We start from the raw sequence: 25,523 nt of genomic DNA, 5'->3' as shown, positions 1-25,523 counted from the left end.
GCCAGTTGTCCCACCGGCGCCCCGCCGCGTCAAGGCGCGATGCCGATGGCCCGTCCGGTGCTGGCCAGGTGCGCGCGCACCGCCTCCTGGGCGCGCGGCAGGTCGCCGTCGCGCAGCGCCTCGGCGATGCCGCGGTGCTCGTCCATGATCGTCGCCATCCGGTGGGGATCGCCCAGCGCCGATTCGCCGATCATCCGCATCTGACGGTCCCGCAGCGACGAGTAGAAGCCGGACACGATGGCGTTCCCGGACTCCTCCAGGGTGACGGTGTGGAAGGCGCGGTCGGCGTCCAGGAACTCGCGCCAATCGTCCGCGGCGGCGGCATCGCGCTGCCGCTTCAGCTCGCCCGCCAGGCGTTCGTAGATCGCCGCGCGGGCGCCGGGGCCGCGCCCGGCCACCTTGGCCGTCGCGAACTGCTCCAGCACCAGCCGGGCCTCGATGACCGCGCGCGCCTCGTCGGGCGACACCGGGACGACGAGCGCGCCGCGCTGCGGGTACAACCGCAGCAGCCCTTCGGCCTCGAGGCGCAGGAACGCCTCGCGCACCGGCGTCCGCGACATGCCCAGCGCGGTGGCGACGTCGCCCTCGCTGATCAGCTCCCCGCCCGGAAATTGGCCGGTGAGCACCCGTGTCTTGACGTACTGAAGCGCCCGGTCCTTGGCCGTGCCCGCCCGTGGTTCCGTCGGCCCGCCCCTTCCTTGCGGCTACGTCTTGCAGCTAAGTCGTATCCCAGTTGCGTCCCTGAAGGTACACCAAACGAACACCCGGCCGACCGCGGTTGACAGCTGAGATACAAGATAGATACATTGAGGATACAAGACGCACCTCAACCGAAGGGTACTCGTCATGTCCCTCGTGGAAACGAATCAATCGGTCGTCCCCAACCTGGACCCGACCGTCCCCGCGCCGATGACCAACGTCGCCGAATACGGCTTCGAGGGCCGGTTCGAAGACTGGGCCGACGACGCGTGCTACTTCGAGTACTCGAAGGCCGCCAACCCGATCGGATCGGGACACGCGCCGCAGGTCCCGATTACCCGCTTCGATCCGGAGATCTACGTCGATCGGCCCACCGGTGTGTACCCGTTGGACCTGTCGGCAGAGCTGGGCATCCGGACCGGCCCGGCCACCAGCCCCGCGCTGCTGGCCAACTTCGTCCGCATCCGCCCCGGCGAGCAGGTCGACGCCAGCCCCAACGCCACCTCGCAGCTGTACTACGTGCTGTACGGGCGCGGCTTCGCGGCCATCAACGGCCACCTCGTCAAGTGGGAGAAGGGCGACTTCTTGACCCTGCCCGCGGGCACGCACTCGGTGTTCTACGCCGACGCCGAGACGGCCATGTACTGGGTCCACGACGAGCCGCTGCTGCGCTACCTCGGCGCGCAGGCCACCGAGCCGCGGTTCCGCGCGACGAAGTTCTGCCGGGCCGACGCGGTGGCCAAGCTGGAGGAGATCGCCGCCCGCCCCGGCGCCAATGAGAAGAGCCGGGTCAGCGTGCTGCTGGCCAACGCCAACCAGGAGCAGACGATGACCATCACCCACGTGCTGTGGGCGATGTTCGGGGTGCTGCCGCCGCAGCAGGAGCAGCGCCCACACCGGCACCAGTCGGTGGCGCTGGACCTGATCCTCGACGCGCCGCCCAGCGGCTGCTACACGCTGCTGGGCACCCGCCTCGACGAGCGCGGCGACATCGTCGACCCGATCCGGGTCGACTGGCGTGCCGGGGGCGCCTTCACCACCCCGCCCGGCATGTGGCACGCCCACTACAACGAGACGGACACCCCGGCCCACCTGATCCCCATCCAGGACGCCGGGCTGCAGACCCACCTGCGCAGCCTGGACATCAAGTTCACCCAGCGCCGCGACCTCGTCGCGGGCTGACCCGGCCCGGCCCCGTGCAGGGTCGCCGTTCGCCGCATAGTGTGGCTGGACATGAAGCTGCCGCTGCTGGGTCCGGTGTCGCTGACGGGCTTCCAGAACGCCTGGTTCTTCCTGGTTCTGCTGGTCGTCCTGCTGGTGATCGGGATCTACGTCGCGGTGCAGTTCGCCCGGCGGCGCCGGGTGCTGCGGTTCGCCAACATGGAGGTGCTGGAGCGCGTCGCGCCGGTGCGCTCCGGCCGGTGGCGGCACGTGCCGACGATCCTGCTGGCCGCGTCGCTGGCGCTGCTGACCACCGCGATGGCCGGGCCGACGTCCGACATCCGGATTCCGCTGAACCGCGCCGTCGTCGTGCTGGTCATCGACGTCTCGGAGTCGATGGCGTCCACCGACGTCCCCCCGAACCGGCTGGCCGCCGCGCAGGAGGCCGGCAAGAAATTCGCCGACGAGCTGACGCCGGCCATCAACCTGGGGCTGGTGGAGTTCGCGGCGAACGCGTCGCTGCTGGTGTCCCCGACGACGAACCGCCAGGCGGTCAAGGCGGCGATCGACAGCCTCAAGCCGGCTCCGAAAACCGCGACGGGGGAGGGCATCTTCACCGCGCTGCAGGCGATCGCGACCGTCGGCTCGGTGATGGGCGGCGGGGAGGGGCCGCCCCCGGCGCGCATCGTGCTGGAGTCCGACGGCGCCGAGAACGTGCCGCTGGACCCCAACGCCCCGCAGGGCGCGTTCACCGCGGCGCGCGCGGCCAAGGCCGAGGAGGTGCAGATCTCCACGATCTCCTTCGGCACGCCGTATGGCACCGTCGACTACGAGGGCGCCACCATCCCGGTCCCCGTCGACGACCAGACGCTGCAGGAGATCACCAAGATCACCGACGGTCAGGCGTTCCACGCCGACAGCCTGGAATCGCTCGAGCAGGTCTATTCGACGCTGCAGCGCCAGATCGGCTACGAGACGGTGAAGGGCGACGCCAGCCTCGCCTGGATGCTGCTCGGGGCGGTGATCCTGGCCGGCGCCATCCTGGCCGGCCTCGCCCTCAACAGCCGATTGCCCGCCTAGCGAGTCAGATCGGCAATCGCCGGTTGATCAACAGCGCCAGCGCCGTGGCGATCAGGGCGGCGATGACGCCCAGGCGCAGCCACCCGGCGCTGCCGGGGCCGGGCACCATGCGAAAGCCGATGTCGTTCTCGATCGCGTTGTAGCTCTTGTTGAGCTCGGCGATGTTGGTGGCGGTGTAGGACTGCCCGCCCGACAGCCGCGCGATGGTGCGCATCTGGTCGGTCGACACGGGCACGGCGACCCGCTGGCCGTTCATCTCGATCTCGCCGCCTTTGGTGCCGAACGAGATCGTCGAGATGGGCACGCCCTGGTCCTTGGCCAGCCGCGCGGCGGTGTAGGCGCCGTCGTGCGGGTCGCTGGGATCGGTCGGCTTGTTCTCGCCACCGTCGGACAGCAGCACGATGCGGGCCGGCGGCGGGGTGTCGCCGCCGGCGATGGCCGCCGCCCCGACCGCGTGCAGCGCGGTGAAGATCGCCTCACCCGTGGCCGTCCCGTCGCCGAACTCGAGCTTCTTCAGCGCGTCCAGGGTCGCCTGGTGCTGCGGGGTCGGCGGCACCAGCAGGTAGGGCGTCCCGGCGAACCCGACCAGCCCGAGGTTGATCCCCGGCGTCAGCTGGCCGGCGAACTGGCTGGCCGCCTGCTCGGCCGCCTTGAGCCGGGTGGGCTCGACGTCGGTGGCGCGCATGGAATTCGACATGTCGATGACGAGCACGACGCAGGCGCGGTTGCGCGGGATGCGCATGTCGTGCGTGGGCGTGGCCAGGGCGACGGTCAACAGCAGCAGCGAAAGCAGCGAGACCGCGATCGGCAGGTGCCGCCACCACGATTGCGGAACCTCGGACTCGGTGAACCGGCGCAGCCGCCGCCGGCGCCGGGCCTGCACCACGACGTAGAAGGCGAGCAGCGCCAGCGGGACCAAGGCGAACAGCAGCATGGCCGGGCGCTGGAACCCGTACAGGGGCAGCGGGCCGATGCCGGGAAGTGACACCTGCGCCAGTAAAGAGCAGTCTCGGGGACCCGTCAAACGCGAGGGCTATTCGCGCCCTATTCCCGTCGGAGCCGCCCCTCGACGAATTGCTCCAACTTCTCCCACTCCCGCACCGCCGCGGAGTACGGCGGTCCGGGCCTGCTGACCGACCCCGGCTCCAGCACCGAGGCCACCAGCTTGCCCAGCGGCCGGGCGGGGTCGAGCGCCTTGTCCACCGCGGAATCCTCGGAGTAGTCGCCGATGTCGCGGAGCAACTCGACGGCCAGGTCCAGCTGATCGCGATCCAGTGCGTCCGGCCCGTCGGCGAAGTCGTCGGCCAGCCCGCTCAGCACGTAGATGTTGTCGTCGGTGATGTCGACCGACAGCGAGCCGTCGGTCGCGGCGGTGCGGATGTCGTCGTAGGTGCTCAGGTCGGACAGGTCGTGGTCGTGCTCGTCGGCGAGGTAGCGGGCCAGGGCCCGCTCGGAGGTGAACACGCTGATGCGGCCGTTGCGGCCCAGGAAGATCGGGCGGTCGTCCAGGTAGCAGCGCAGCGTGTAGAACGTGTCGGAACTCGTGATGATGCGAATGGGGTCGATGCCCACCTGGACCCAGAAGTCCTCGGTGCCGCCCAGCACGACGGTGTCGCCGGCGGCGCGGTCCTCTTCGTCGGCCTCGTCTTCGGCGGGCTCCTCGTCGGCGTCCGGCTCGTCCTCCGCGGACTCGGCAACCGCGTCTTCGGTCGCCTCTTCGTCGCCCTCTTCGTCGCGCTCCTCGGCCAGTTCCTCGGCGGCCTTGGCCGCATCGTCGGCGTCGACCTCCGGGGTGCTGACGATCTTGTCGATCGCGCCGAGCACGTCGTCCCAGCTGCGCGCGATGACCTCGGCGATCGCATTCCAGCGCTTCTGGCCCGCCTTCCCGGTGAAGGTGTCGATCCCGCCGGCCACCGTGCCCAGGGACGGGTTTCCGTTGAAGAACTTCGCCACCGCGGGCAGCTCGCACACCGAGCCGATCGACGACACGATCGCCAGCGTGCCCGCCAGCGCGGCGACCGACTCCTCGGTGGGCTTCTCCGACACCAGCTCCTCGACGGCGACCAGATCGAACTGGCGGTCCTCGGCGGGTTCGAAGCTGTGCGCGTGCGCCGCGGTCAGGTCCTGCCACGCCGGGTGGTCGGCCAGGTCGTTGTCGGTGTTGGTGCGCACGAACGCGACCAGGTCGGCAACGTTGTCGAACGCGTACAGGTCCTCGTCCTTGCCGAGAAACGCCTCCCACTCGTCGCCGGCGTCGCGCCAGCGGGGCGCCCACACGGTGTAGCGGTCGCCTTCGGACAGGCTCAGGCGGATGGGCACGAGGTCAGCAGCCATGCGGCACACAATAGCGACGGGCCGGTGAGCAGCGGGCCAGCGGGCCAGCCCGTTACGCGGCCCAGATGGTCGCGATCGGCGCGGCTGTCGCGGCGTAGCCGATCTTGGGCAGCCCGTACATCTGCTCGAGCGTGGCGAGCACGCTGTAGTGGTTGATCTGCTCGTTGTAGGTGCCGGGCTGCACGTGCCCGCCGTAGATGATGGTCGGGATCTGGTTTCGCGGCCCGCCGTCGTCCTCGTCCCACGTCACGATGAGCAGGCTGTTGTTGGCGACCGCCCAGTTGGCGTAGCCCGACAGCTCACGGCTCAGCCAGGCATCGCCCTGCGCGATCGAGCCGTCGTGCATGTTGTCGTCGTTGTTGGGGATGACGAACGACACCGTCGGCAGCGCGGCGTAATTGCCCATCGGGAAGGCCGAGAACGGCAGCGAGTCGGCGGCCGGCACGTTGGTGAAGTTGGCCCACGGCACGTGCTTGCGCGCGTACTTGCCGGCGCTGCAGGCGGTCGAGCCGACCGCGGGCAGGCCCTCCGCGTAACCGGCGAATGTGTAACCGGCGGAAAGCAATTCGGTGGCCAGGTTGGGCGTCGCGCCGCCGTTGACCGGGCAGGTGTCGCTGGTCACCCCCAGCGTGCTGCCGGCGAACAGCGCCAGGTAGTTCGGCTCGCTGGGGTGCGTTTCGGCGAACGACTGGGCCATGTTGGCCCCGCCCGCGGCCAGCGCGTTGATGAACGGCGCCGCCTTGTTGCCGATGATGTGGGCCGCGGCGCGGTTCTCTTCGATCACGATCACCACGTGCGACGGCTGCGGCAGCGCGGCGACGGTGAGGTCCACCCGGTTCACCGACGGGATCACCACCAGGGCCGCCAGCACGGCCGCGCCGACCAGGCTCTTGATTGTGCTCAGCACGTCGGGAGTATATGAGCGGATTCGCCGCGCGGACGGCGTCGCGCGAGCGTGTCAGCGTTGCCGGTCGCAATCGTTATATAGGGTCACATCCCGTGGAGGTGCGCGTCGTCGATCACCCACTGGCGCTGTCGCGGCTGACGGCGTTGCGCGACGAACGCACCGACAACGCCCACTTCCGGGCGGCCCTGCGCGAGCTGACCGCGATGCTCGTCTACGAGGCCACCCGCGACGCCGGCCGCGAGACGTTCCCGATCCGCACGCCGCTCGCCGAGACCCTCGGGGTGCGGCTGGCCGACCCGCCGCTGCTGGTGCCCGTGCTGCGCGCCGGCCTCGGCATGGTCGAACAGGCGCTTGCGCTGCTGCCCGAGGCCCGGGTGGGGTTCGTCGGCGTGGCCCGCGACGAACAAACCCACCTGCCGAGCGGGTACATGGAGTCGCTGCCCGACGACCTGAGTGAAACGCCGGTGCTGGTGCTCGACCCGATGCTGGCCACCGGCGGGTCCCTGACGCACACGATCGGCCTGCTGCACCGCCGCGGCGCCTCGGACATCGCCGTGCTGTGCGTGGTGGCCGCGCCCGAAGGCATTGCGGCGCTGGAGAAAGCGGCGCCGGGCGCGCGGCTCTTCACGGTCGCGGTCGACGAGGGGCTCAACGAGATCGCCTATATCGTGCCCGGCCTCGGCGACGCGGGTGACCGCCAATTCGGGCCGCGCTGAGCGCCTACCAGCCGCGCACTTCCGCGGACAGCTCGTCCCGCAACGCCCGCGCCCGCTGGCGGGCGGCCCGCAGGTCGTCGGCCGGCGCGCAGCGAATCTCGATGTAGCACTTCAACTTCGGCTCGGTACCCGACGGCCGCACCACCACCCGGGCCGACGTCGCGTCGTCGCCGCCGGCGAAGATCAGGGCGTCGGTGACGTCGGCGAGGTCGGTGAGCGCGGCGGCGAAGCCGGCCAGCCGGCGTGGCGGGCCCGCGCGCAGCCGCCGCATCACCCCGGCGGCCTCGTCGGCGTCGGCGAGGCGGCGCGACACCGCCGCGACGTCGTGCACGCCGTGGCGGCGGGCCAGGTCGTCGAGCAGGTCGGGCACCGAACGGCCCTGCGCCCGCAGCGCCGCCACCAGGTCGCACACCAGCACCGCGGCGCTGATGCCGTCCTTGTCGCGCACGGCATCCGGGTCGACACAGTGGCCGATCGCCTCCTCGTAGGCGTACACCAGCTTTTTGCCCGGCGCCCTCGCGTCGGCGCGCGCCAGCCACTTGAAGCCGGTGAGGGTCTCGACGTGCGTCGCGCCGTAGTGCGCGGCGATCGCCGCCAGCATCCGCGACGACACCACGGTGCTGGCCACCACCGCGGCGCCGGCGTCGGGTTCGCGGGACAGCAGGTAATCGCCCAGCAGCCACCCGGTTTCGTCGCCGGACAGCATCCGCCAGCCCGAGGTCGCGGGGATGCCGACCGCGCACCGGTCGGCGTCGGGGTCCAGCGCGATCGCGACGTCGGCCGTCGTTTCGGCGGCCAGGGTGAGCAGCGCGTCGCTGGCGCCGGGCTCCTCGGGGTTGGGGAACGCGACGGTCGGGAAGTCGGGGTCGGGCGCGAACTGCGCCCCGACGGTGTGTACTTCGTGAAATCCCGCGCGCCGCAAGGCTTCCACCGCCACCGCGCCGCCGACCCCGTGCAACGGCGTCAGCGCCACCCGCACCGAGCCGGTGCCGCGCCGCACCCCGGCCGCGCGCTCGAGGTAGCGCTCGATGAGCTCGGTGCCCGCGGGTTCCACTGGGCGCCTAACGATCTCGTCGGGTGGGGGAGCGGCCGCCATCGCGGCCTCGATCCGGCGATCGGTGGGCGAGACGATCTGCATGCCGCCGGAGAAGTACACCTTGTAGCCGTTGTCGCTCGGCGGGTTGTGCGACGCCGTGATCTGCACCCCGGCCGCGGCGCCGGTGTGCCGCACCGCGAACGCGACCACCGGGGTGGGCACCGGGCCCGGCAGTTGGAGAACCGGAAAGCCCTGCGCGGCAAGCACTTCGGCCGTCACCGCGGCAAACGGCGCCGAGCCGTGCCGGGCGTCGCGGCCGACGATCACCGGCGCACCCGCCAGGCCGTCCTCGGCGAGCACCCGCGCCACCGCCCACGTCGCGCGCGCGACCACCGCCGCGTTCATGGCGTCGGGCCCGTCGCGCACCGGGCCGCGCAGCCCCGCGGTGCCGAATCGAAGTGGGCGCGCCGCTGCCACGCCGCTACAACCGCGCCACGACGTCGGCCAGCAGGGCGCCCATCCGGCCGGCCGCCGCGGCGCCGGCCGCCAGCACCTCGGCGTGGCTGAGCGGGGCGCCGCTGATGCCCGCCGCCAGGTTGGTCACCAGCGAAACGCCCAGCACCTCGGCGCCGGCCTCCCGCGCCGCGATCGTCTCGTGCACCGTCGACATGCCGACCAGGTCGGCGCCCAGCGTTTGCAGCATCCGGACCTCCGCGGGGGTCTCGTAGTGCGGCCCGGGCAGCCCGGCGTAGACGCCCTCGGTCAGCGCCGGGTCGCCCTGGCGCGCCAGCTCGCGCAGCCGCGGCGCGTAGGCGTCGGTCAGGTCGACGAAGCGCGGCCCGACCAGCGGCGAGCGGCCGGTGAGGTTGAGGTGGTCACTGATCAGCACGGGCTGACCCGGCGCCATGTCGGGGCGCAGCCCGCCCGCGGCGTTGGTCAGCACGACGACGCGCACGCCCGCCGCGCAGGCCGCCCGCACCGGGTGCACGACGTGGCACAGGTCGTGCCCCTCGTAGGCGTGCACGCGGCCGACCAGCACCAGCACCCGCTGCGCGCCGATGCGCATCGACAACAGCTCGCCGGTGTGCCCGATGGCGGTCGGTGGCGCGAAACCCGGCAGTTCGGCCTGGGGCAGCGTGGCGGTCGGCGAACCCAGCGCCGCCGCCGCGGGCCGCCAGCCCGAGCCCAGGACGATGGCGACGTCGTGCTGCCCGACCCCGGTGCGCTCGGCGATGGCCCGCGCCGCCAGCCGCGCCAGCTCGTCGGGATCGCCCAGGGGTTCGGCCACAGTCGGCGAGCTTAGCCCGGCGTATGTGAGGATCTGGCGTATGCGTCGTCCTCGGTGGTGGATTTTTGGTCGGGTCTGTGCCGTCGTCGGTGCCGTCGCGGTGTCGGTGGCCGCTCTCGCGAGCGGACCGGCGCCGGCGGCGGGAGCCGACGCGTGTCCCGATGTCCAGCTCATCTTCGCCCGCGGCACCGCCGAGCCACCCGGCTTGGGGGCGGTGGGCGACGCGCTGTTCGCCGCGCTGCAGCCCGCCCTCGGCGCGCGCAGCGTCGACGCCTACCCGGTGAATTACCCTGCCAGCTATAACTTTTTGACCACCGCCGACGGCGCCAACGACGCGCGCGACCACATCGCCCAGATGGTCGCGCAGTGCCCGGCGACGCAGCTGGTGCTCGGCGGTTTCTCGCAGGGCGCCTCCGCGGTGTCGATGCTGGCGGGGGTGCCGCCCATCGGGCAGCGGATCGGCAACTTCGGCTCGGCTCCCGCGCTGGATCCCGGGCTGGCCGACAAGGTGCGGGCGGTCGCGGTGTTCGGCAACCCCGGCAACCGCTTCAACACGCCACTGTCGACGACGGGTGCGTTCGCCGGTCGCGCCATCGACCTGTGCAGCGACGGCGATCCGGTCTGCGTCGTCGGCGGTCGCGACCGCGACGCGCACCACGTCTACGAAGCGCCGCCGTACCCCGGCCAGGCGGCCGGGTTCATCGCCGGGCTGGTCTAACCCGCCAGGACGTTGCGCAGGTTGTAGATGCCCGAGGTGAAGCCCGTCGGCGCGTTGTTCAGGATGCCGCTGATCTCGGCGATGCCGGAGTTGAACAGGCCCGAGACGTAGTCGCCGGCGTTGCCGATCCCGGAGGCGTTGTCGCCGGAGTTGTTGAAGCCCGAGCTGCCGTCGCCGAGGTTCCCGAAACCCGAGCTGACGCCGGACCCGGTGAACAGGTTGCCCACCCCGGTGTTGAGGTCGCCGGAGTTGAAGACCCCGGTGTTGATGCTGCCCGAGTTGAAGAAGCCCGTGTTGTAGTTGCCCGCGTTGAAGCCGCCGGTGTTGTAGTCGCCGGAGTTGAAGATCCCGGTGTCGGTGGATCCGGAGTTGAACAGCCCGGTGGTCCAGTTGCCCGAGTTGCCGATGCCCGAGTTGAACTGACCCGAGTTGCCGAAGCCGATGTTGCCGTTGCCGGAGTTGAAGAAGCCGATGTTGTTGGTGCCCGAGTTGCCGAAGCCGATGTTGCCGGTGCCGGAGTTCAGGCCGCCGAAGCCGATCTGATGGTTGCCGGTGAGGCCGATGCCGATGTTTCCGGTGCCGCTGTTGCCGAAGCCGAAGTTCCCGGAGCCGAAGTTGCCGAAGCCGAAGTTGTTGCTGCCGGTGTTGCCGAAGCCGAGGTTGAAGCCGCCGATGTTGCCGCTGCCCAGGTTCCAGTTGCCGTTGTTGCCGCTGCCGAAGTTGAGGCTGCCGATGTTGCCGCTGCCCAGGTTCCAGAAGCCGAAGTTGCCGCTGCCGAAGTTGACGTCGCCGAGGTTGCCGCTGCCCAGCAGGTTGATCTGGCCGTTGTTGCCGCTGCCCAGGTTCCACGCCTGGGTGTTCCCGATGCCCAGGGTCAGCAGCTTCGAGTTGCCGATGCCGAGGAAGTTGAATCCCGGGATGTTGTCGAGGAACCCGAAGATGCTGTCCAGGGGTTGCAGCGCCAGCGGCAGCTGGGCGGCGGCCGCCGACGCGCCGGCGTGATAGTCCACCATTGCCGCGACGTCCTGGGCCCACATCTGTTCGTACTCGGCCTCGGTGGCCGCGATCGCCGGCGCGTTCTGCCCGAACAGGTTCGAGACCACCAGCGACACCAGGTCGGTGCGATTGGCCGCCACCACCGCCGGGTGCACGGTCGCCGCCAGCGTGGACTCGAACACCGCGGCGACGGACTGGGCCTGCGCGGACGCGTTCTGGGCCTGGGCGGCGGCCGCGCTCAGGAAACCCGCGTAGGGCGTCGCCGCCGCCATCATCGCCGCCGACGCCGGGCCCTGCCAGGCCTGCTGCGTGAGCCCGGAGGTCACCGACGCGAACGACGACGCCGCCGAGGCGAGCTCGGAGGCCAGGCCGTCCCAGGCCGCCGCGGCCTCTAACATCGGTGCCGACCCCGCACCGACGAACATGCGCAGCGAGTTGATCTCCGGGGGCAGCACCAAAAAGCTCATCGCGGATCCTTCGGCTGGGACTGATTTAAACGGATGTCATATAGATAGCAGAGTTTCATACTTTTAGTCCAATCAGTGGCGAACATCATAGTAAACGGTTTGGTTCGTGCGCGCGGGATGCCGGAACGACTTCGGATGACGGGGCCGGATCGCGGCGGTGGGATACTGCGAGGGTGCCAACCGCCCCGTTAGACAGCGTTGAGGATGTCGTGCGGCGACGCGGCCCCGACCTCGTCGAGTTGTCCCACGCCATCCATGCCGAGCCCGAGCTCGCGTTCGCCGAGCACCGCAGCTGCGCCAAGGCGCAGGCGCTGGTCGCCGAGCGCGGTTTCGAGATCACCCCGCGCGCGGGCGGTCTGGACACCGCGTTCCGCGCCGACTTCGGCAGCGGGCCGCTGGTCGTCGGGGTGTGTGCGGAGTACGACGCGCTGCCCGAGATCGGGCACGCCTGCGGCCACAACATCATCGCCGCGTCGGCGGTGGGGGCCGCGCTGGCGCTGGCCGAGGTGGCCGACGACCTGGGGCTGCGGGTCGCTCTGCTGGGCACTCCGGCCGAGGAGGCCGGCGGCGGCAAGGCGCTGCTGCTCGAGGCCGGGACGTTCGACGACGTCGCGGTGGCGGTGATGGTGCATCCCGGGCCGACGGACATCGCCGCGGCCCGCTCGCTGGCGTTGTCGGAAGTGACGGTGGACTACCGGGGCAAGGAATCGCACGCGGCCGTCGCGCCGTTCCTCGGGCTCAACGCCGCCGACGCCCTGACCGTCGCGCAGGTGGCCGTCGGGCTGCTGCGCCAGCAGTTGGCGCCGGGACAAATGGTGCACGGGATCGTCACCAACGGCGGGCAGGCGGTCAACGTCATCCCCGGGCACACCACGCTGCAGTACGCGATGCGGGCGTTCGATTCCGACTCGCTGCGGCAGCTGGAGGGCCGGATGTACGCGTGCTTCGCCGCGGGCGCGCTGGCCGCGGGCTGCGAGTACGAGATCGACTGCCCCGCCCCGCCGTACGCCGAGCTCAACCCGGACCCTTGGCTGGCCGACATCTTCCGGGACGAGATGCGCCGGCTCGGCCGCGAGCCGGTGGCGGCCGAATTCGAGACGGCGCTGCCGATGGGCAGCACCGACATGGGCAACGTGACGAAGGTGCTGCCCGGCATCCATCCGGTGATCGGCGTCGACGCCGGCGGCGCGACGGTGCATCAGCGCGCCTTCGCCGCCGCCGCCGCGGGTCCCAGCGCCGACCGCGCCGTCGTCGACGGCGCGATCATGTTGGCGCGCACCGTCGTTCACCTCGCCCAGACCCCCGGCGAACGCGACCGGGTGCTGGAGGCCCAACAGCGGCGAGGGGTGCGCGCATGAGCCTGGTCGACAGCGCCGAGTCGTGGTTGGCCGCACACCACGACGACCTGGTCTCGTGGCGCCGGCACATCCACCGCTACCCGGAGCTGGGACGCCAGGAGTACGCGACGACGCAGTTCGTCGCCGAGCGGCTGGCGGACGCGGGGCTGAACCCGAAGGTGCTGCCCGGCGGGACCGGGCTGGTCTGCGACCTGGGCCCCGAGCACGAACCGAGGATCGCGCTGCGGGCCGACATGGACGCCCTGCCCATGGCCGAGCGGACCGACGCGCCCTACACCTCGACGATGCCCAACGTCGCGCACGCCTGCGGGCACGACGCGCACACCGCCATCCTGCTGGGCACCGCGCTCGCGCTGGCGTCGGTGCCGGAGCTGCCGATCGGGGTGCGGCTGATCTTCCAGGCCGCCGAGGAGCTGATGCCGGGCGGGGCGATCGACGCGATCGCCGCCGGGGCGCTGTCCGGGGTGTCGCGGATCTTCGCGCTGCACTGTGATCCGCGGCTCGAGGTCGGCAAGGTCGCGGTGCGGCAAGGCCCGATCACCTCGGCGGCCGACCAGCTGGAGATCACGCTGTATTCGCCGGGCGGGCACACCTCGCGGCCGCACCTGACCGCCGACCTGGTCTACGGCCTCGGCACGCTGATCACCGGGCTGCCGGGGGTGCTGTCGCGGCGCATCGACCCGCGCAATGGCACGGTGCTGGTGTGGGGCGCCGTGAACGCCGGGGTGGCCCCCAACGCGATCCCGCAGACCGGCGTGCTGGCCGGCACCGTGCGCACCGCGAGCCGCCAGACCTGGGTCGCGATGCAGGACATCATCCGCGAGACGGTGACGGCGCTGCTGTCGCCGCTGGCGATCGAGCACACGCTTGCCTACCGGCGCGGGGTGCCGCCGGTGGTCAACGAGGACGTCTCGACGCGCATCCTCACCCACGCCATCGAGGCCGTCGCCCCCGACGCGCTGGCCGACACCCGGCAGTCCGGCGGTGGCGAGGACTTCTCCTGGTATCTCGAGGAGATCCCCGGCGCGATGGCCCGCCTGGGCGTGTGGCCGGGCGAGGGCCCGCAGCTGGATCTGCACCAGCCCAACTTCGACCTCGACGAGCGGGCCCTGGCCATCGGGCTGCGCGTGATGGTCAACATCGTCGAGCAGGCGGCGCTCTTCTAGCCGGCGCGCGTCGAGGTGGCGCGCGCGACGTGGCCGGCGATGTGCGCGTAGCTTCGCCGCGTGACGTCGAGGGCGTCGCTCATGATGTTGTAGCCGTGGTCCACCCCGGCCACCTCGTAGTACTCCGCCAGCGCCCCGACGGCGTCGAGCTTGTCCGCGTAGGCGCGGGCCTCGTCGCGGAGCCGATCGTGTTCGGCCGTCACGACCAAAGCCGGTGCTATGCCGGCGATTTCGGCGGCGTTGTCGCCCCACGCCGGGGAGGCGAGGCGGTGGCGGCGCTGAGCCGGGTCGGGTATGTAGGCGGTGTCGAAGACCTCGCCCATCCACGGTTTCAGCACCGCCCGGCGGCCCACCGGGGAGGCCTTGTCACGGGCGGGCGTCACCAGGTCAAGCGGCGCGTAATGCAGCACCTGCAGAGCGATTCGCGGGCCGTGGTTCTCCAGCGCCAGCCGCGCGGCCGCGGCGCTGAGGTTGCCGCCCGCGCTTTGCCCACCGACGCACAGTCGCCCCCCGTCCCACTCGCGTGCGCGGTCGGCCGCCCAGCAGACGATCTCGTAGACCTGATGCGGCGCCGCCGGGAAGCGGTGTCGCGGCGCCACGACATAGTCCGGGTTGACCACGACCACACCGGCGTTGGCGGCCAGGTATCGGCACCACGGGTCGTCCTGTTCGGGGTGCCCGATCACGAATCCGCCGCCGTGCACGTTGACGTAGACGGGCGGCCTGGTCTCGGACATGGCCGGGTGGTAGACGGTGGCGCGGACCGGGCCCAGCCCGGTCGGGATGCTGACTTCGCAGGTCCGGCCCCCGATCTCGGGGAGGCGCACGGCGGCCTTGGGGCCGGGCCGGATCGTCGCCGCGAGCGTTCGCGCGACGGCGTCGGCGACCATGGGCACGGACAGGATTGACACGGGCGAGTTCCCTTCCTCGGTCGCCGCATCGAGCGACGGGCCGTTCAACGAGTTCCGGCCTGCCTGTCTACCCTGCGCTTCGCCGGCAGGCGAATGAATTTCCCCGCCCGCGGGGTCTTAGCCGCTGGTCCCCGGGCCGATGTTGCTGGCGGGCCGGTTCCGCAGGTCGTGCACGTAATCCTCTGGCGCACCGGCGATTTCGGCGGCGTCGGCCATCACGCCGAGGTAGCGCGCCGACGGCAGCCCGCCCTCCCAGGCGTCCAGCACGTACAGCCACGCCAGCGCGGGATCGGTGGTGGTGTCCGACGAGATCCGCTCGACCCGGCACCGGATCTTCTTGTGCACCCCGAACTCGGAGCCCTCCCAGCGGTCGAGGTTGACCTCGTCGGCCGGCGTCATGTCGTAGAGCACGACGAACACCTTCGAACCGGGGTCCTCGACGATGGTCGCCAGGGCCCCCTCCCAGCCGATGTCCTCCCCGCCGAACGTCAACCGCCACCCGTGCAGCCAGCCGGTTCCGGCCATCGGCGAGTGCGGTGCGCGCTTGAGCATCTGCTCGGGATCCATGTTCGACCCGTACGCGGCGTAGAGCGGCACGGAGAAAGCTTAAACGTCGCACGCTCGCGCGGTATTCACCCGAGCGTTTAGCGGGCTTCCCGGCGCGCGGTTAGGTTAGGCCTTGTGGTGACGCGCATCGTGATCCTCGGTGGGGGGCCGGCCGGTTACGAAGCCGCCCTGGTCGCCGCCACCTCACACCCCGACACCACCCACGTCACCGTGATCGACTCCGACGGGGTCGGCGGGGCGGCCGTCCTGGACGACTGCGTGCCGTCGAAGACGTTCATCGCCTCCACCGGGCTGCGCACCGAACTGCGCCGCGCCCCGCGGCTGGGCTTCGACATCGACATCGAGGACGCCAAGATCTCGTTGCCGCAGATCCACGCCCGGGTGCGGACGCTGGCCGCCGACCAGTCGGCCGACATCACCGCCCAGCTGCTCGCCGTGGGCGTGCACGTGGTCGCGGGCCGCGGCGAGCTGATCGACCCGACGCCCGGGCTGGCCAAGCACCGCATCAGGGCCACCCATCCTGGTCTGGGGCCCGACGGCCCCGTTACCAGCGAGCACGAGGCCGACGTCGTGCTGATCGCCACCGGCGCCAGCCCGCGGATCCTGCCGTCGGCCCAGCCCGACGGCGAACGCATCCTGACCTGGCGGCAGCTCTACGACCTGGAGGCGCTGCCCGAGCACCTGATCGTGGTCGGCTCGGGGGTCACCGGCGCCGAGTTCGTCAGCGCCTACACCGAGCTGGGCGTCCCGGTGACCGTGGCGGCCAGCCGCGACCGGGTGCTGCCGTACGAGGACGCCGACGCGGCGCTCGTGCTGGAGGAGTCGTTCTCCGAGCGGGGCGTCCAGCTGGTCAAGAACGCCCGCGCCGAGTCGGTCACCCGCACCGATGCCGGGGTGCTGGTCACCATGACCGACGGGCGCACCGTCGAGGGCAGCCACGCCCTGATGACCATCGGCTCGGTGCCCAACACCGGCGGCCTCGGGCTGGAACGGGTCGGCATCGAGCTGGGCCGCGGCGACTACCTGCGGGTCGACCGGGTGTCGCGCACGTCGGTGCCCGGCATCTATGCCGCGGGCGACTGCACGGGGCTGCTGCTGTTGGCGTCCGTCGCGGCCATGCAGGGCCGGATCGCGATGTATCACGCGCTGGGCGAGGGCGTCAGCCCGATCCGGCTGCGCACGGTGGCCGCGACGGTGTTCACCAGGCCCGAGATCGCCGCCGTCGGGGTGCCGCAGTCGATGATCGACGACGGTTCGGTGCCGGCGCGGACGATCATGCTGCCGCTGCGCACCAACGCGCGCGCGAAGATGTCGGGCCTGCGGCAAGGGTTCGTCAAGATGTTCTGCCGCAAGTCCACCGGCGTGGTGATCGGCGGCGTGGTGGTGGCGCCGATCGCCTCCGAGCTGATCCTGCCGATCGCGGTAGCCGTGCAAAACCGCATCACGGTCAACGAACTGGCGCAGACGCTGGCCGTTTACCCGTCGTTGTCCGGTTCGATCACCGAGGCCGCGCGCCGGCTGATGGCCCACGACGATCTGGATTAGCCACTAGCCTGGGTAGCGCTACCGACGAGTAACCGGACAGGAGCCCCCGCAGTGAGCGACCAGATCGACGCCCTGGGACCGCAGCAACGCACGCTGGCCTGGGAGCGGCTGGGCGCCGAGCAGTTCGACGTGGTCGTCATCGGCGGCGGGGTGGTCGGCTCCGGCTGCGCGCTGGACGCCGCCACCCGCGGGCTCAAGGTGGCGCTGGTGGAGGCGCGCGATTTCGCGTCGGGCACCTCGAGCCGGTCGTCGAAGATGTTCCACGGCGGGCTGCGCTACCTCGAGCAGCTGGAGTTCGGCCTGGTGCGCGAGGCGCTGTACGAGCGCGAGCTGTCGCTGACCAAGCTGGCGCCGCATCTGGTCAAGCCGATGCCCTTCCTGTTCCCGCTGACGCACCGGGTGTGGGAACGCCCCTACACCGCCGCCGGCATCTTCCTCTACGACCGCCTGGGCGGCGCGAAATCCGTTCCCGCGCAAAAGCATTTGACCCGGGCGGGTGCGCTGCGGCTGAGCCCGGGCCTCAAGCGCACCTCGCTGATCGGCGGGATCCGCTACTACGACACCGTCGTCGACGACGCGCGCCACACGATGACGGTCGCGCGCACCGCGGCGCACTACGGCGCGGTGGTGCGGTCCTCCACCCAGGTGGTCGCGCTGCTGCGCGAGGGCGACCGGGTGACCGGCGTGCGGGTCCGCGACTCCGAGGACGGGTCGATCACCGAGGTCCGCGGCCACGTCGTGGTCAACGCGACCGGGGTGTGGACCGACGAGATCCAGGCGCTGTCCAAGCAGCGCGGCCGGTTTCAGGTCCGCGCGTCCAAGGGCGTGCACGTCGTGGTGCCGCGGGACCGCATCGTCAGCGACGTCGCGATCATCCTGCGCACCGAGAAGTCGGTGATGTTCGTCATACCGTGGGGCAGCCACTGGATCATCGGCACCACCGACACCGACTGGAACCTCGACCTCGCGCACCCGGCGGCCACCAAGGCCGACATCGACTACATCCTGGGGACAGTCAACACCGTGCTGGCCACCCCGCTGACCCACGCCGACATCGACGGCGTGTACGCCGGGCTGCGCCCGCTGCTGGCGGGGGAGAGCGAGGAAACCTCCAAGCTGTCCCGCGAGCACGCCGTCGCGGTGCCCGCGCCCGGGCTCGTCGCGATCGCCGGCGGGAAGTACACCACCTACCGGGTGATGGCCGCCGACGCGATCGACGCCGCCGCGCAGTTCGTGCCGGCCCGGGTGGCGCCGTCGATCACCGAGAAGGTCAGCCTGCTGGGCGCCGACGGGTACTTCGCGCTGGTCAACCAGGTCGAACACGTCGGGACGCTGAAGGGTCTGCACCCGTACCGGGTGCGCCACCTGCTGGACCGCTACGGTTCGCTGATCGGCGAGGTGCTGGAGCTGGCGGCCGAAACCCCCGACCTGCTCAGCCCGATCAAGGAGGCGCCGGGCTACCTGCGGGTGGAGGCCCTCTACGCCGTCACCACCGAGGGGGCCCTGCACCTCGAGGACATCCTGGCGCGCCGGATGCGCATTTCCATCGAGTACTCGCACCGCGGCGTCGACTGCGCCCGCGAGGTTGCCGAGGTGGTGGCGCCGGTGCTGGGGTGGACCGCCGAGGACATCGACCGCGAGGTGGCCAACTACACCGCGCGGGTGGAGGCCGAGGTGCTGTCGCAGGCCCAGCCCGACGACGTGTCGGCCGACGAGCTGCGGGCCAGCGCGCCCGAGGCGCGCGCCGAGATCCTCGAGCCGGTGCCGCTCAGTTGAGGCCCGCGCCGCTGCCGGTGCGCGACGGCCTCGGCCCGGCGCGGGTGCGGCTGCGCGGCGGCCCGGTGCTGGCCGAGCTGACCGAGCGCTTCGGCGCGCCCGCCCGCGCGAAGGTGCTGGCCGGGGAGGTGGTGGACGCCGACGGCGCGGTGGTCGACGACGCGACGGTGCTGCGCGCCGGGTCGTTCGTCTACCTCTACCGCGAGCTGCCCGACGAGGTCCCGGTGCCCTTCGAGGTCCCCGTGCTGCATCGCGACGACGACATCGTCGTCGTCGACAAGCCGCACTTTCTGGCCACCATGCCGCGGGGCCGGCACGTCGCGCAGACCGCGCTGGTGCGGCTGCGCCGCGAGCTGGGGCTGCCCGAGCTGAGCCCCGCGCACCGGCTCGACCGGCTGACGGCCGGGGTGCTGCTGTTCACGGTGCGCCGCGAGGTGCGCGGCGCCTACCAGACGCTGTTTTCGGCGGGTGCGGTGCGCAAGACCTATCTGGCGCGCGCGGCCGTCGACCCCGCCCTGGTGTTTCCGCGGGTGGTGCGCAGCCGGATCGTGAAGCGCCGGGGCGTTTTGCAGGCGTTCTGCGAGCCGGGCGCGGTGAACGCGGAGACGCTGGTGGAGCTGGTCTCACCGGACGGGCTGTACCGGCTGACCCCGCGCACCGGGCGCACGCACCAGCTGCGGGTGCAGATGGCCTCGCTCGGGCTGCCGATCGAGGGGGATCCGTTGTACCCCAACGTGTTTGACGTGCCACCCGACGATTTCAGCACACCGCTGCGGTTGCTGGCGCAGCGCATCGAGTTCGACGATCCGCTGACGGGTGTGCGCCGCGAGTTCGTCAGCCGCCGCCCGGGCCCGTAGCCGGGCCGAGATCCGCGCCACGGATGAGGTACACGATTACTCGATGCCTCCCCCCGGGAGCATGGCCACGTGGCAGGGGCCTGCCGGGCGGAGGACCGCTGGGCGGCGACGATCAGGGGTAGCTACGAGGTCGCGGGTCTTGGTTTCGGCGGATTAGACGCGTCCGTCATTCTGGCCGCGTGAACCCCGCGGGACCGGGTAGCCCGCGGTGATGGACATCACCGTCACCTTCGTGGGCAACGCCACGACGTTGATCAGCGCCGGCGGGCTCACGCTGCTGACCGACCCGAACTTCCTGCACCGGGGGCAACACGCCTACCTGGGCTACGGGCTGGTGTCCAGGCGGCTGCGGGAACCGGCGCTGAGCATCGACGAACTGCCGCCTATCGACGCCGTGGTGCTGTCGCACATGCACGGCGATCACTGGGACCGGGTCTCACAGAAGGGCCTCGACAAGGGGCTGCCGATCGTCACCACGCCCCACGCCGCCAAGCGGCTGCACCGCCGTGGCTTCGGCCACGCGCTCGGCCTCTCGACGTGGCAGCGGCACACGATCACCAAGGGCGGCAACATGATTCACCTCACCTCGCTGCCGGGAAGGCACGCGCCGCTGGGGGCCCATCGGCTGCTGCCGCCGGTGATGGGCACCATGCTGGAATTCGTCGGCGCCGACCGCTCGGTGCGCCGGCTCTACGTGTCCGGCGACACCCTGCTGGTGGAGGAGCTCGACGAGATTCCCGTGCGCTTCGACTCGATCGACGCCGGCATCCTGCACCTCGGCGGGACGCGGCTGCCGGCCGGCGGGCGGCTTCCGTTCGGGCTGACGGTAACCATGGACGGCCGCCAGGGCGCGGAGCTGGTGGCAAAGCTCGCGCTGCCCACAATGATCCCCGTCCACTTCGACGACTACGGCGTGTTCGCCTCGCCGCTGGCCGACTTCGTCGCGGAGATGAAGCGGCGCGGCATGGGCGATCGGATCGTCGAATTGGACCGCGGCGCCACGGCGACCCTGTGACGGGCGCGGGGCCGCCTAGCTGCTGATTTACTTCGCTGGCTAACCTCGTCGGATATCGTTCGACTCATCCGGTACTCGAACGAACAGAGATCTGGGGGCCAGCGGTGAGCGTCGACGCGCAGTGTTTCAGCGCCGGTCGCGGCGCGGTCAACGCGACTTTGCCGGGTCGTTGCCCGCATACGGAATGTGAGATGTCATGGATCTTCTAGCGCTGCCCCCCGAGGTGACCTCGGCGCTCATCCACTCCGGACCGGGAGCGGGCTCGCTGATCGAAGCGTCCGCCGCCTGGCAGGCCCTGACCACCGAATTGGAGAACTCCGCCAGCACCTACACCGCGGCGTTGGCCGCGCTGAGTGAGTCGTGGAAGGGCCCGTCCTCGGCGGCGATGGTCGACGCCGTCCAGCCCTACGTCACCTGGCTGCGCAACACCGCGCAGCAATCCCAGCAGCTGGCCGAATCGACCCAGGCCGCCGCGGCGGCCTTCAACTCCGCGCAAGCGAACGTGGTGCAGCCCGCGGCGGTCACCGCCAACAGGACGCGGCTGTCGCAACTGGTCGCCACCAACGCGTTCGGCCGCAACCTGCCGGCCATCGCGGCGACCGAAGACCAGTACCAGGCCATGTGGGCCACCAACTCCGCGGCGCTGAGCCGCTATCAGGCGGCGACGACGCAGGCGCTAGACCTGCAGCAGTTCTTGTCGCCGCCGGCGATCACCGACCCGGCGGGGACGGCCGCCCAGGCCACCGCCACGTCCACCGCCGCGGCCGCCCCGGCGCAGTCGATCGGCCAGTTCCTGGAGTCGATCGTCGGCACCCCGTTCGGATTCGACCCCAACGTCGGGTGGTTCGGGCTGGCCAACACCTACGCGAACCAGTTCATCTCGTCCGGATTCCCGATCAACCTGCTGAGCTACGTCGCGCAGAGCAACTCGGCGCAGGCGCTGCAAAGCGTGGGCGGCGACATCGGCCAGGGCCTCTCGGAGGGCGAGTCGGCGCTGGGAGCGGCGGGGGCGAGCCTGTCCAGCGCAGTCGGCGCGGCCGGATCGGCGCCCACCGGGGCGATGGGCGTGGGGGTGTCGATCGGCAAGCTGACCGCGCCGCCCGCCGTGGTGGGGCTGCTGCCCGCCACGCAGACTCCGGTCCAACTCGCCTCGGCGGCAGCGCCTTTGGACGGCGCGGACGCCGGGTTCCCCATGCTGCCGCCGTTGATGCCGCCGCCCGTCTCGGCGGGCAGCGGCTGGCGCAAGAGGAAACAACCGACCCCCGAGGAGTTGCAGGTCGGCGCGGAGGTCAAGGGGAAAGTGATGCGCCCACCGCCATCGGCGGGCTGAGGGACAACCACAATGTCCTGCCGCGTAAGGCAGTTGGGAACTGCCACCGAGTTGGCGGGTTGAGACGTCATGGACTTCGGGACGTTGCCGCCAGAGATCAGCTCGGCGCTGATCCATTCCGGACCGGGTGCCGGCTCGCTGATCGAGGCCGCCGCCGCATGGGAGCGGCTGGGCATCGAGCTGGAGGAATCCCTGCCCAACTACTCCTCGGTGCTGTCGTCGATGACCGAAACCTGGCAAGGCCCGTCCGCCGCGGCGACGATGCAGGCCGTCGAGCCCTACCTGGCGTGGTTGAGCACCACCGCACAGCAGTGCGAGCGGGTCGGCTCCTCGATGCAGGCCGTGGCGGCGGCATTCGAATTGGCGTGCCGGACAGTGGTTTTCCCGGTCCAGGTCGCCACCAACCGGACCCGGCTCGCCCAGCTGATCGCCACCAACTGGCTCGGCACCAACTCGGTGGCGATCGCCGAGACCGACGCCCAGTACGAGGCCATGTGGGTGAACAACTCGGCGGCGATGTATCGCTACGCGGCGACGTCGGCCCAGGCCACCCGGCTGCCCCAGTTCGCCTCGCCCCCGGCGATCGCCAATCCTGCCGCCGCGGCCGCGCAGGCCGGCGCCGCGCCCGCCGCCGCGGCCCCGGCGCAGTCGATCGGCCAGATCCTGGAGTCGATCGTCGGCACCCCCTTCGGCTTCAACCCGCAGACCGGGTGGTTCGGGTTGGCCAACACCTACGCGGACCAGTTCATCGCGGGCGGGATCCCCATCAACCTGCTGAGCTACCTGGCGCAGCTGAACACCGCGCAGGCGCTGCAGGGCGTCGGTGGCGACATCGGCCAGGGGCTGGCGGAGGGCGAGTCGGCCCTGTCGGCGGCCGGGGCGGACCTGGCCGGCGCGGTCAGGGCCGCCGGATCGGCGGCGGCGCCCACGGGGGCGATCGGCGTCGGGGTTTCGATGGGCCGGCTGACCTTCCCGCCCGCCACCGTCGGCATGCTGGCCGCCGCGAAGACACCGGTGCAGCTCGCGGCGGCAGTGTCCCCGCTTCCGGCCGGGGAATCCGGGTTCCCGTTCATGCCGCCGCCGATGATGCCGCCGGTCACGCCGCGCAAGAAGGGCAAGCGCGAGGGCGGCAAGTACGACGACATCGAGATCGGGCTGGAGATCAAGGGCACCTTCATGACCCGGCCGCCCTCAGCGGGTTGACCCCTGGGCGGGTTCGTCGGTGGTGAGGGTGAAGTAGTTCTCCTCCTCCTGCACAAAGTGCAGGCGCAGCAACGCGTACAGGCCGTACAGGCAGGCGAGCAGGTCGTCGACCTGGTCCGCGGCGATGCGGCCGCCGCCTTCGGTCAGGGCCAGGTGCGCGCCGATCCGGTCCGACAGCCGCTGTATCTCGGCGTGAGTCCGGCTCATCGTGGCGGTGGCCTCGCCGGTGCCCAGCGGATGGGCCAGCGCCGGGTACAGCTGGGTTTCCTCGGCGCGTTCATGCGGAAGAATGCGGTCGACGAGCAGTCCGTGGGCACGCGTAATCGCCTGCAGCGCAGCCTGATCCGGCGCCTCGGCCAGCCGGTCGGCGGCCTCCCGCAGCAGGCCGACGGTGTCGCGCAGCTCGTCGTGTTCGGCGTCGAAGCGGTGCAGCATCCGTTCGGTTTGCGCGGGCAGGTCGACATCGAGGGCCGGGTTCCCGCGCAGGGCCCGCAGCGCGTTTGCGATCACCGCCACGTCGATGCCCTCCTGCAGCAGCGCGCCGGCGGCCGGCGGCAGCCACCCGAGGGCGGCGACGGCCATCGCGGCCAGCGACAGGCCCATGCCGACGACCGCGCTCTGCACGGCGATGCGCCGCGACCACCGCGCGATGTCCATGGCATCCGCGAGTCGCTCCAGCCGGTCGGTGGTCAGCACGATGTCGGCGGCCTCCGAGGAGGCGGTGGCCCCGCGCGCGCCCATCGCGACGCCGACGCCGGCCGCGGCCAGCGCGGGGGCGTCGTTCACCCCGTCGCCGACCATCACGGTGACCGCGCGGCCCTGTTCGGCGCGCACCGCGGCGACCTTGTCGGCCGGGCTCTGCTCGGCGTAGACGTCGTCGAGCCCCAGGACGACGGCGACCTCGCGGGCCGGCTCGGCGCGGTCACCGGTGAGCATCACCAGCCGCTTCAGCCCGGCGCCGCGCAACCGGCGCACGGTCCTCGGTGCGTGGCGGCGCAGCGGGTCGCGCAGCAGCACCGCCCCGACCGGTCGCCCGTCGACGCAGACCCAGGCGATCGCGGCGGTGTCCAGCAGGGCGCGGTTCACCGCCGCGCGGGCCCACTCCGCGGACGTGTCGCCGCCGAGTTTGCCGACGTAGACGCGCTGGTCGCCGACGGTGGCGGTGACGCCGCGCCCCGGTTCCTCGACCACCTGGGTGGGCAGCGACAGCCGCAGGCCGCGGGCGAGCGCCTCGGTGACGATCGCCTCGGCGAGCACGTGCGGGGACAGCTGATCCACCGAGGCCGCCAGCCGCAGGATGTCGATGGCATCGCGGCCCGGCGCGGCCGCGACATCGATCACGACCGGGCGTCCCATGGTCAGCGTGCCCGTCTTGTCCATCACCAAAGTCGTTGCGTGCCCGAGGTTCTCGAGCGCCGCGCCGCCGCGGACCACCACGCCCCGCCGCGACGCCCGCGACAGCCCGGACACGATCGCCACCGGGGCGGCGAGCAGCAGCGGGCACGGCGTCGCCACCACCAGCACGGCGACGGCCCGCACCGGCGACCCGCTGGCCAGCCACGCCCCGCCGGCGACCAGCAGGGCCAGCGGCAAGAACCACGCCGCATACCGGTCGGCCAGCCGCACCACCGGCGCGTTCTCGGCCCCGGCCTGCGCGGCCAGCCGCACGATCTGGGCGTACGTGCTGTCGTCCGCGGTGGCGGTGGCGCGCATGTCGAGCGCGCCGCCGGCGTTGACCGCCCCGCTGCGCACCGGTTCGCCGATACCGCGCTCCACCTGCAGCGGCTCGCCGGTCAGCACCGACTCGTCGAGCACCGCCGCGGCGCTGGCGACGCGCCCGTCCACGGGAACCACCTCGCCGGGGCCGACGACCAGCAGGTCGTCGACCGCCACGTCGGCCAGGTCGATCGTGCTCACGGTCGAACCGACGCGGCGGCGGGCGAACCGCGGGGCGTGTTCGAGCAGGGCCCGCAGGTCGTGCGACGCGCGGCGCTCGGCCGCGGCCTCCAGCGCCCGGCCACCGGCCAGCATCACGGCGATCAACGCCCCGGCGAGGTACTCGCCGACCAGCAGCGTGCCGACCAGCGACAGCACCGCGATGAGGTCGACCCCGAACCGGCCGCGGCGCAGCGCCGCCAGCACCCACATCGTCGCCGGCACCAGGGCCGCGACCGTCCCCGCCATCCAGCACGCGTCGGCGAGGTTGCGCGCGCCCGCCAGCCACGCGATCCCGCCCGATGCCAACGCACCGACGCTCAGCGCCACCAAAACCGCAAATCCCTTGCCGCCCACACCGTTCCCTTCGGGCATACCCGCCTTGTCGCCAGCGTGGACCGCATTTGCCGGGCTGACTAGGGCCGGGTGTCACATCACTGGCACGTCTTGAGGCCAGC

The 25,523-nt window shown here is 71.6% G+C and carries 21 protein-coding genes and 2 pseudogenes; 12 read left to right on the top strand and 11 right to left on the bottom strand.

Going from position 1 to position 25,523, the window contains the following annotated elements; all coding sequences use genetic code 11:
• Nucleotides 1-29: 29 nt before the first annotated feature.
• Both AWB89_RS14395 and AWB89_RS28450 read right to left on the bottom strand, forming a co-directional pair.
• Nucleotides 30-467, bottom strand: a complete 438-nt coding sequence (locus tag AWB89_RS14395; RefSeq protein WP_263993530.1) for a GntR family transcriptional regulator — start codon at nt 465-467, stop codon at nt 30-32.
• Nucleotides 468-485: 18 nt separating this feature from the next.
• A pseudogene (locus AWB89_RS28450) lies at nt 486-644 on the bottom strand (GntR family transcriptional regulator); the annotation flags it as partial.
• A gap of 202 nt (nt 645-846) precedes the next feature.
• On the opposite strand from AWB89_RS28450, the gene AWB89_RS14390 reads away from it, so the two are divergent.
• Together AWB89_RS14390 and AWB89_RS14385 are read left to right on the top strand one after the other, a co-directional pair.
• Nucleotides 847-1,881, top strand: a complete 1,035-nt coding sequence (locus AWB89_RS14390; RefSeq protein WP_085174443.1) for a cupin — start codon at nt 847-849, stop codon at nt 1,879-1,881.
• 51 nt (nt 1,882-1,932) lie between these two features.
• Nucleotides 1,933-2,940, top strand: coding sequence for a VWA domain-containing protein (locus AWB89_RS14385; protein ID WP_085174576.1), 1,008 nt, complete (start codon nt 1,933-1,935; stop codon nt 2,938-2,940).
• A gap of 4 nt (nt 2,941-2,944) precedes the next feature.
• Here the strand turns inward: AWB89_RS14385 and AWB89_RS14380 are convergent, their stop codons facing one another.
• The 3 genes from AWB89_RS14380 to AWB89_RS14370 are packed head-to-tail and all read right to left on the bottom strand — an operon-like array spanning nt 2,945 to nt 6,160.
• Nucleotides 2,945-3,928, bottom strand: a complete 984-nt coding sequence (locus AWB89_RS14380; RefSeq protein ID WP_085174441.1) for a VWA domain-containing protein — start codon at nt 3,926-3,928, stop codon at nt 2,945-2,947.
• Nucleotides 3,929-3,984: 56 nt separating this feature from the next.
• Nucleotides 3,985-5,274, bottom strand: a complete 1,290-nt coding sequence (gene satS / locus AWB89_RS14375; RefSeq protein WP_085174439.1) for a protein export chaperone SatS — start codon at nt 5,272-5,274, stop codon at nt 3,985-3,987.
• Between the two features lie 52 nt (nt 5,275-5,326).
• Nucleotides 5,327-6,160 carry an alkaline phosphatase family protein gene (locus AWB89_RS14370; RefSeq protein WP_372515367.1) on the bottom strand — a complete coding sequence of 278 codons (834 nt, stop codon included), beginning with the start codon at nt 6,158-6,160 and terminating at the stop codon, nt 5,327-5,329.
• A 113-nt stretch (nt 6,161-6,273) separates the two neighbouring features.
• Here AWB89_RS14370 and upp point away from each other — a divergent pair, with 113 nt between their 5' ends.
• A complete protein-coding gene (upp, locus tag AWB89_RS14365; protein WP_085174437.1) occupies nt 6,274-6,897 on the top strand; it encodes a uracil phosphoribosyltransferase in 624 nt (207 codons plus the stop codon).
• A gap of 4 nt (nt 6,898-6,901) precedes the next feature.
• Here the strand turns inward: upp and AWB89_RS14360 are convergent.
• Both AWB89_RS14360 and AWB89_RS14355 read right to left on the bottom strand, forming a co-directional pair.
• Nucleotides 6,902-8,494 (bottom strand): annotated as a pseudogene (locus AWB89_RS14360) (phospho-sugar mutase); the annotation flags it as partial.
• Complete coding sequence (locus AWB89_RS14355) at nt 8,415-9,221, bottom strand: purine-nucleoside phosphorylase (protein ID WP_085096174.1); 807 nt, start codon at nt 9,219-9,221, stop codon at nt 8,415-8,417. The gene AWB89_RS14355 and the pseudogene AWB89_RS14360, both read right to left, overlap by 80 nt.
• 100 nt (nt 9,222-9,321) lie before the next feature.
• Between AWB89_RS14355 and AWB89_RS14350 the strand changes: the two genes are divergently transcribed.
• Nucleotides 9,322-9,939 carry a cutinase family protein gene (locus AWB89_RS14350; RefSeq protein WP_142280140.1) on the top strand — a complete coding sequence of 206 codons (618 nt, stop codon included), beginning with the start codon at nt 9,322-9,324 and terminating at the stop codon, nt 9,937-9,939.
• Here the strand turns inward: AWB89_RS14350 and AWB89_RS14345 are convergent.
• Nucleotides 9,936-11,402: a PPE family protein gene (locus tag AWB89_RS14345; RefSeq protein ID WP_085096172.1), complete on the bottom strand. Its 1,467-nt coding sequence runs from the start codon at nt 11,400-11,402 to the stop codon at nt 9,936-9,938. The genes AWB89_RS14350 and AWB89_RS14345 overlap by 4 nt on opposite strands.
• A 173-nt stretch (nt 11,403-11,575) precedes the next feature.
• On the opposite strand from AWB89_RS14345, the gene AWB89_RS14340 reads away from it, so the two are divergent.
• Nucleotides 11,576-12,760 carry an amidohydrolase gene (locus AWB89_RS14340; protein ID WP_085174435.1) on the top strand — a complete coding sequence of 395 codons (1,185 nt, stop codon included), beginning with the start codon at nt 11,576-11,578 and terminating at the stop codon, nt 12,758-12,760.
• Nucleotides 12,757-13,926, top strand: a complete 1,170-nt coding sequence (locus AWB89_RS14335; RefSeq protein WP_085096168.1) for a M20 family metallopeptidase — start codon at nt 12,757-12,759, stop codon at nt 13,924-13,926. The genes AWB89_RS14340 and AWB89_RS14335 overlap by 4 nt, the downstream gene beginning before the upstream one ends.
• Here the strand turns inward: AWB89_RS14335 and AWB89_RS14330 are convergent.
• Complete coding sequence (locus AWB89_RS14330) at nt 13,923-14,753, bottom strand: alpha/beta hydrolase (RefSeq protein WP_085174570.1); 831 nt, start codon at nt 14,751-14,753, stop codon at nt 13,923-13,925. The genes AWB89_RS14335 and AWB89_RS14330 overlap by 4 nt on opposite strands.
• 201 nt (nt 14,754-14,954) lie before the next feature.
• Nucleotides 14,955-15,434 (bottom strand): gamma-glutamylcyclotransferase family protein, encoded by a 480-nt coding sequence (locus AWB89_RS14325; RefSeq protein WP_085096166.1) that lies wholly within the window; start codon nt 15,432-15,434, stop codon nt 14,955-14,957.
• 84 nt (nt 15,435-15,518) lie between these two features.
• On the opposite strand from AWB89_RS14325, the gene AWB89_RS14320 reads away from it, so the two are divergent.
• From AWB89_RS14320 to AWB89_RS14295, 6 genes are all read left to right on the top strand, one after another.
• Nucleotides 15,519-16,949, top strand: a complete 1,431-nt coding sequence (locus tag AWB89_RS14320; protein WP_085174433.1) for an NAD(P)H-quinone dehydrogenase — start codon at nt 15,519-15,521, stop codon at nt 16,947-16,949.
• Nucleotides 16,950-17,000: 51 nt separating this feature from the next.
• On the top strand, nt 17,001-18,725 hold the full coding sequence (locus AWB89_RS14315) for a glycerol-3-phosphate dehydrogenase/oxidase (protein WP_085174431.1): 1,725 nt from the start codon (nt 17,001-17,003) through the stop codon (nt 18,723-18,725).
• Entirely contained in the window at nt 18,722-19,582 is an 861-nt protein-coding gene (locus AWB89_RS14310; protein WP_085096159.1) for a pseudouridine synthase, read from the top strand. Before AWB89_RS14315 ends, AWB89_RS14310 begins: the two co-directional genes overlap by 4 nt.
• 211 nt (nt 19,583-19,793) lie before the next feature.
• Nucleotides 19,794-20,597 carry an MBL fold metallo-hydrolase gene (locus AWB89_RS14305; RefSeq protein ID WP_085174429.1) on the top strand — a complete coding sequence of 268 codons (804 nt, stop codon included), beginning with the start codon at nt 19,794-19,796 and terminating at the stop codon, nt 20,595-20,597.
• Nucleotides 20,598-20,793: 196 nt separating this feature from the next.
• Nucleotides 20,794-21,927, top strand: a complete 1,134-nt coding sequence (locus tag AWB89_RS14300) for a PPE family protein (RefSeq protein WP_085174428.1) — start codon at nt 20,794-20,796, stop codon at nt 21,925-21,927.
• Between the two features lie 69 nt (nt 21,928-21,996).
• The gene (locus AWB89_RS14295; protein ID WP_085174426.1) at nt 21,997-23,130 is read left to right on the top strand and encodes a PPE family protein; all 1,134 of its coding nucleotides are present in this window, start codon (nt 21,997-21,999) and stop codon (nt 23,128-23,130) included.
• On the opposite strand, the gene AWB89_RS14290 is transcribed toward AWB89_RS14295, so the two are convergent.
• Nucleotides 23,119-25,440 (bottom strand): heavy metal translocating P-type ATPase, encoded by a 2,322-nt coding sequence (locus AWB89_RS14290; RefSeq protein WP_085174424.1) that lies wholly within the window; start codon nt 25,438-25,440, stop codon nt 23,119-23,121. The two genes, AWB89_RS14295 and AWB89_RS14290, sit on opposite strands and share 12 nt — an antisense overlap.
• Nucleotides 25,441-25,523 lie beyond the last annotated feature (83 nt).

Origin of the sequence: Mycobacterium paraense (assembly GCF_002101815.1) — a bacterium.
GTDB classification, from domain to species: domain Bacteria; phylum Actinomycetota; class Actinomycetes; order Mycobacteriales; family Mycobacteriaceae; genus Mycobacterium; species Mycobacterium paraense.
The sequence above is the reverse complement of the archived record's forward strand: the minus strand, read 5'-3'. Positions and strand labels throughout refer to the sequence as shown.

What these genes read in the sequence shown, in the direction of transcription:
- AWB89_RS14390 (WP_085174443.1), top strand. Translation starts at nt 847, where the DNA reads ATGTCCCTCGTGGAAACGAATCAATCGGTCGTCCCCAACCTGGACCCG.
- AWB89_RS14385 (WP_085174576.1), top strand. Translation starts at nt 1,933, where the DNA reads ATGAAGCTGCCGCTGCTGGGTCCGGTGTCGCTGACGGGCTTCCAGAAC.
- satS (WP_085174439.1), bottom strand. Translation starts at nt 5,274, where the DNA reads ATGGCTGCTGACCTCGTGCCCATCCGCCTGAGCCTGTCCGAAGGCGAC.
- AWB89_RS14345 (WP_085096172.1), bottom strand. Translation starts at nt 11,402, where the DNA reads ATGAGCTTTTTGGTGCTGCCCCCGGAGATCAACTCGCTGCGCATGTTC.
- AWB89_RS14335 (WP_085096168.1), top strand. Translation starts at nt 12,757, where the DNA reads ATGAGCCTGGTCGACAGCGCCGAGTCGTGGTTGGCCGCACACCACGAC.
- AWB89_RS14305 (WP_085174429.1), top strand. Translation starts at nt 19,794, where the DNA reads ATGGACATCACCGTCACCTTCGTGGGCAACGCCACGACGTTGATCAGC.
- AWB89_RS14300 (WP_085174428.1), top strand. Translation starts at nt 20,794, where the DNA reads ATGGATCTTCTAGCGCTGCCCCCCGAGGTGACCTCGGCGCTCATCCAC.
- AWB89_RS14295 (WP_085174426.1), top strand. Translation starts at nt 21,997, where the DNA reads ATGGACTTCGGGACGTTGCCGCCAGAGATCAGCTCGGCGCTGATCCAT.
- AWB89_RS14290 (WP_085174424.1), bottom strand. Translation starts at nt 25,440, where the DNA reads ATGCCCGAAGGGAACGGTGTGGGCGGCAAGGGATTTGCGGTTTTGGTG.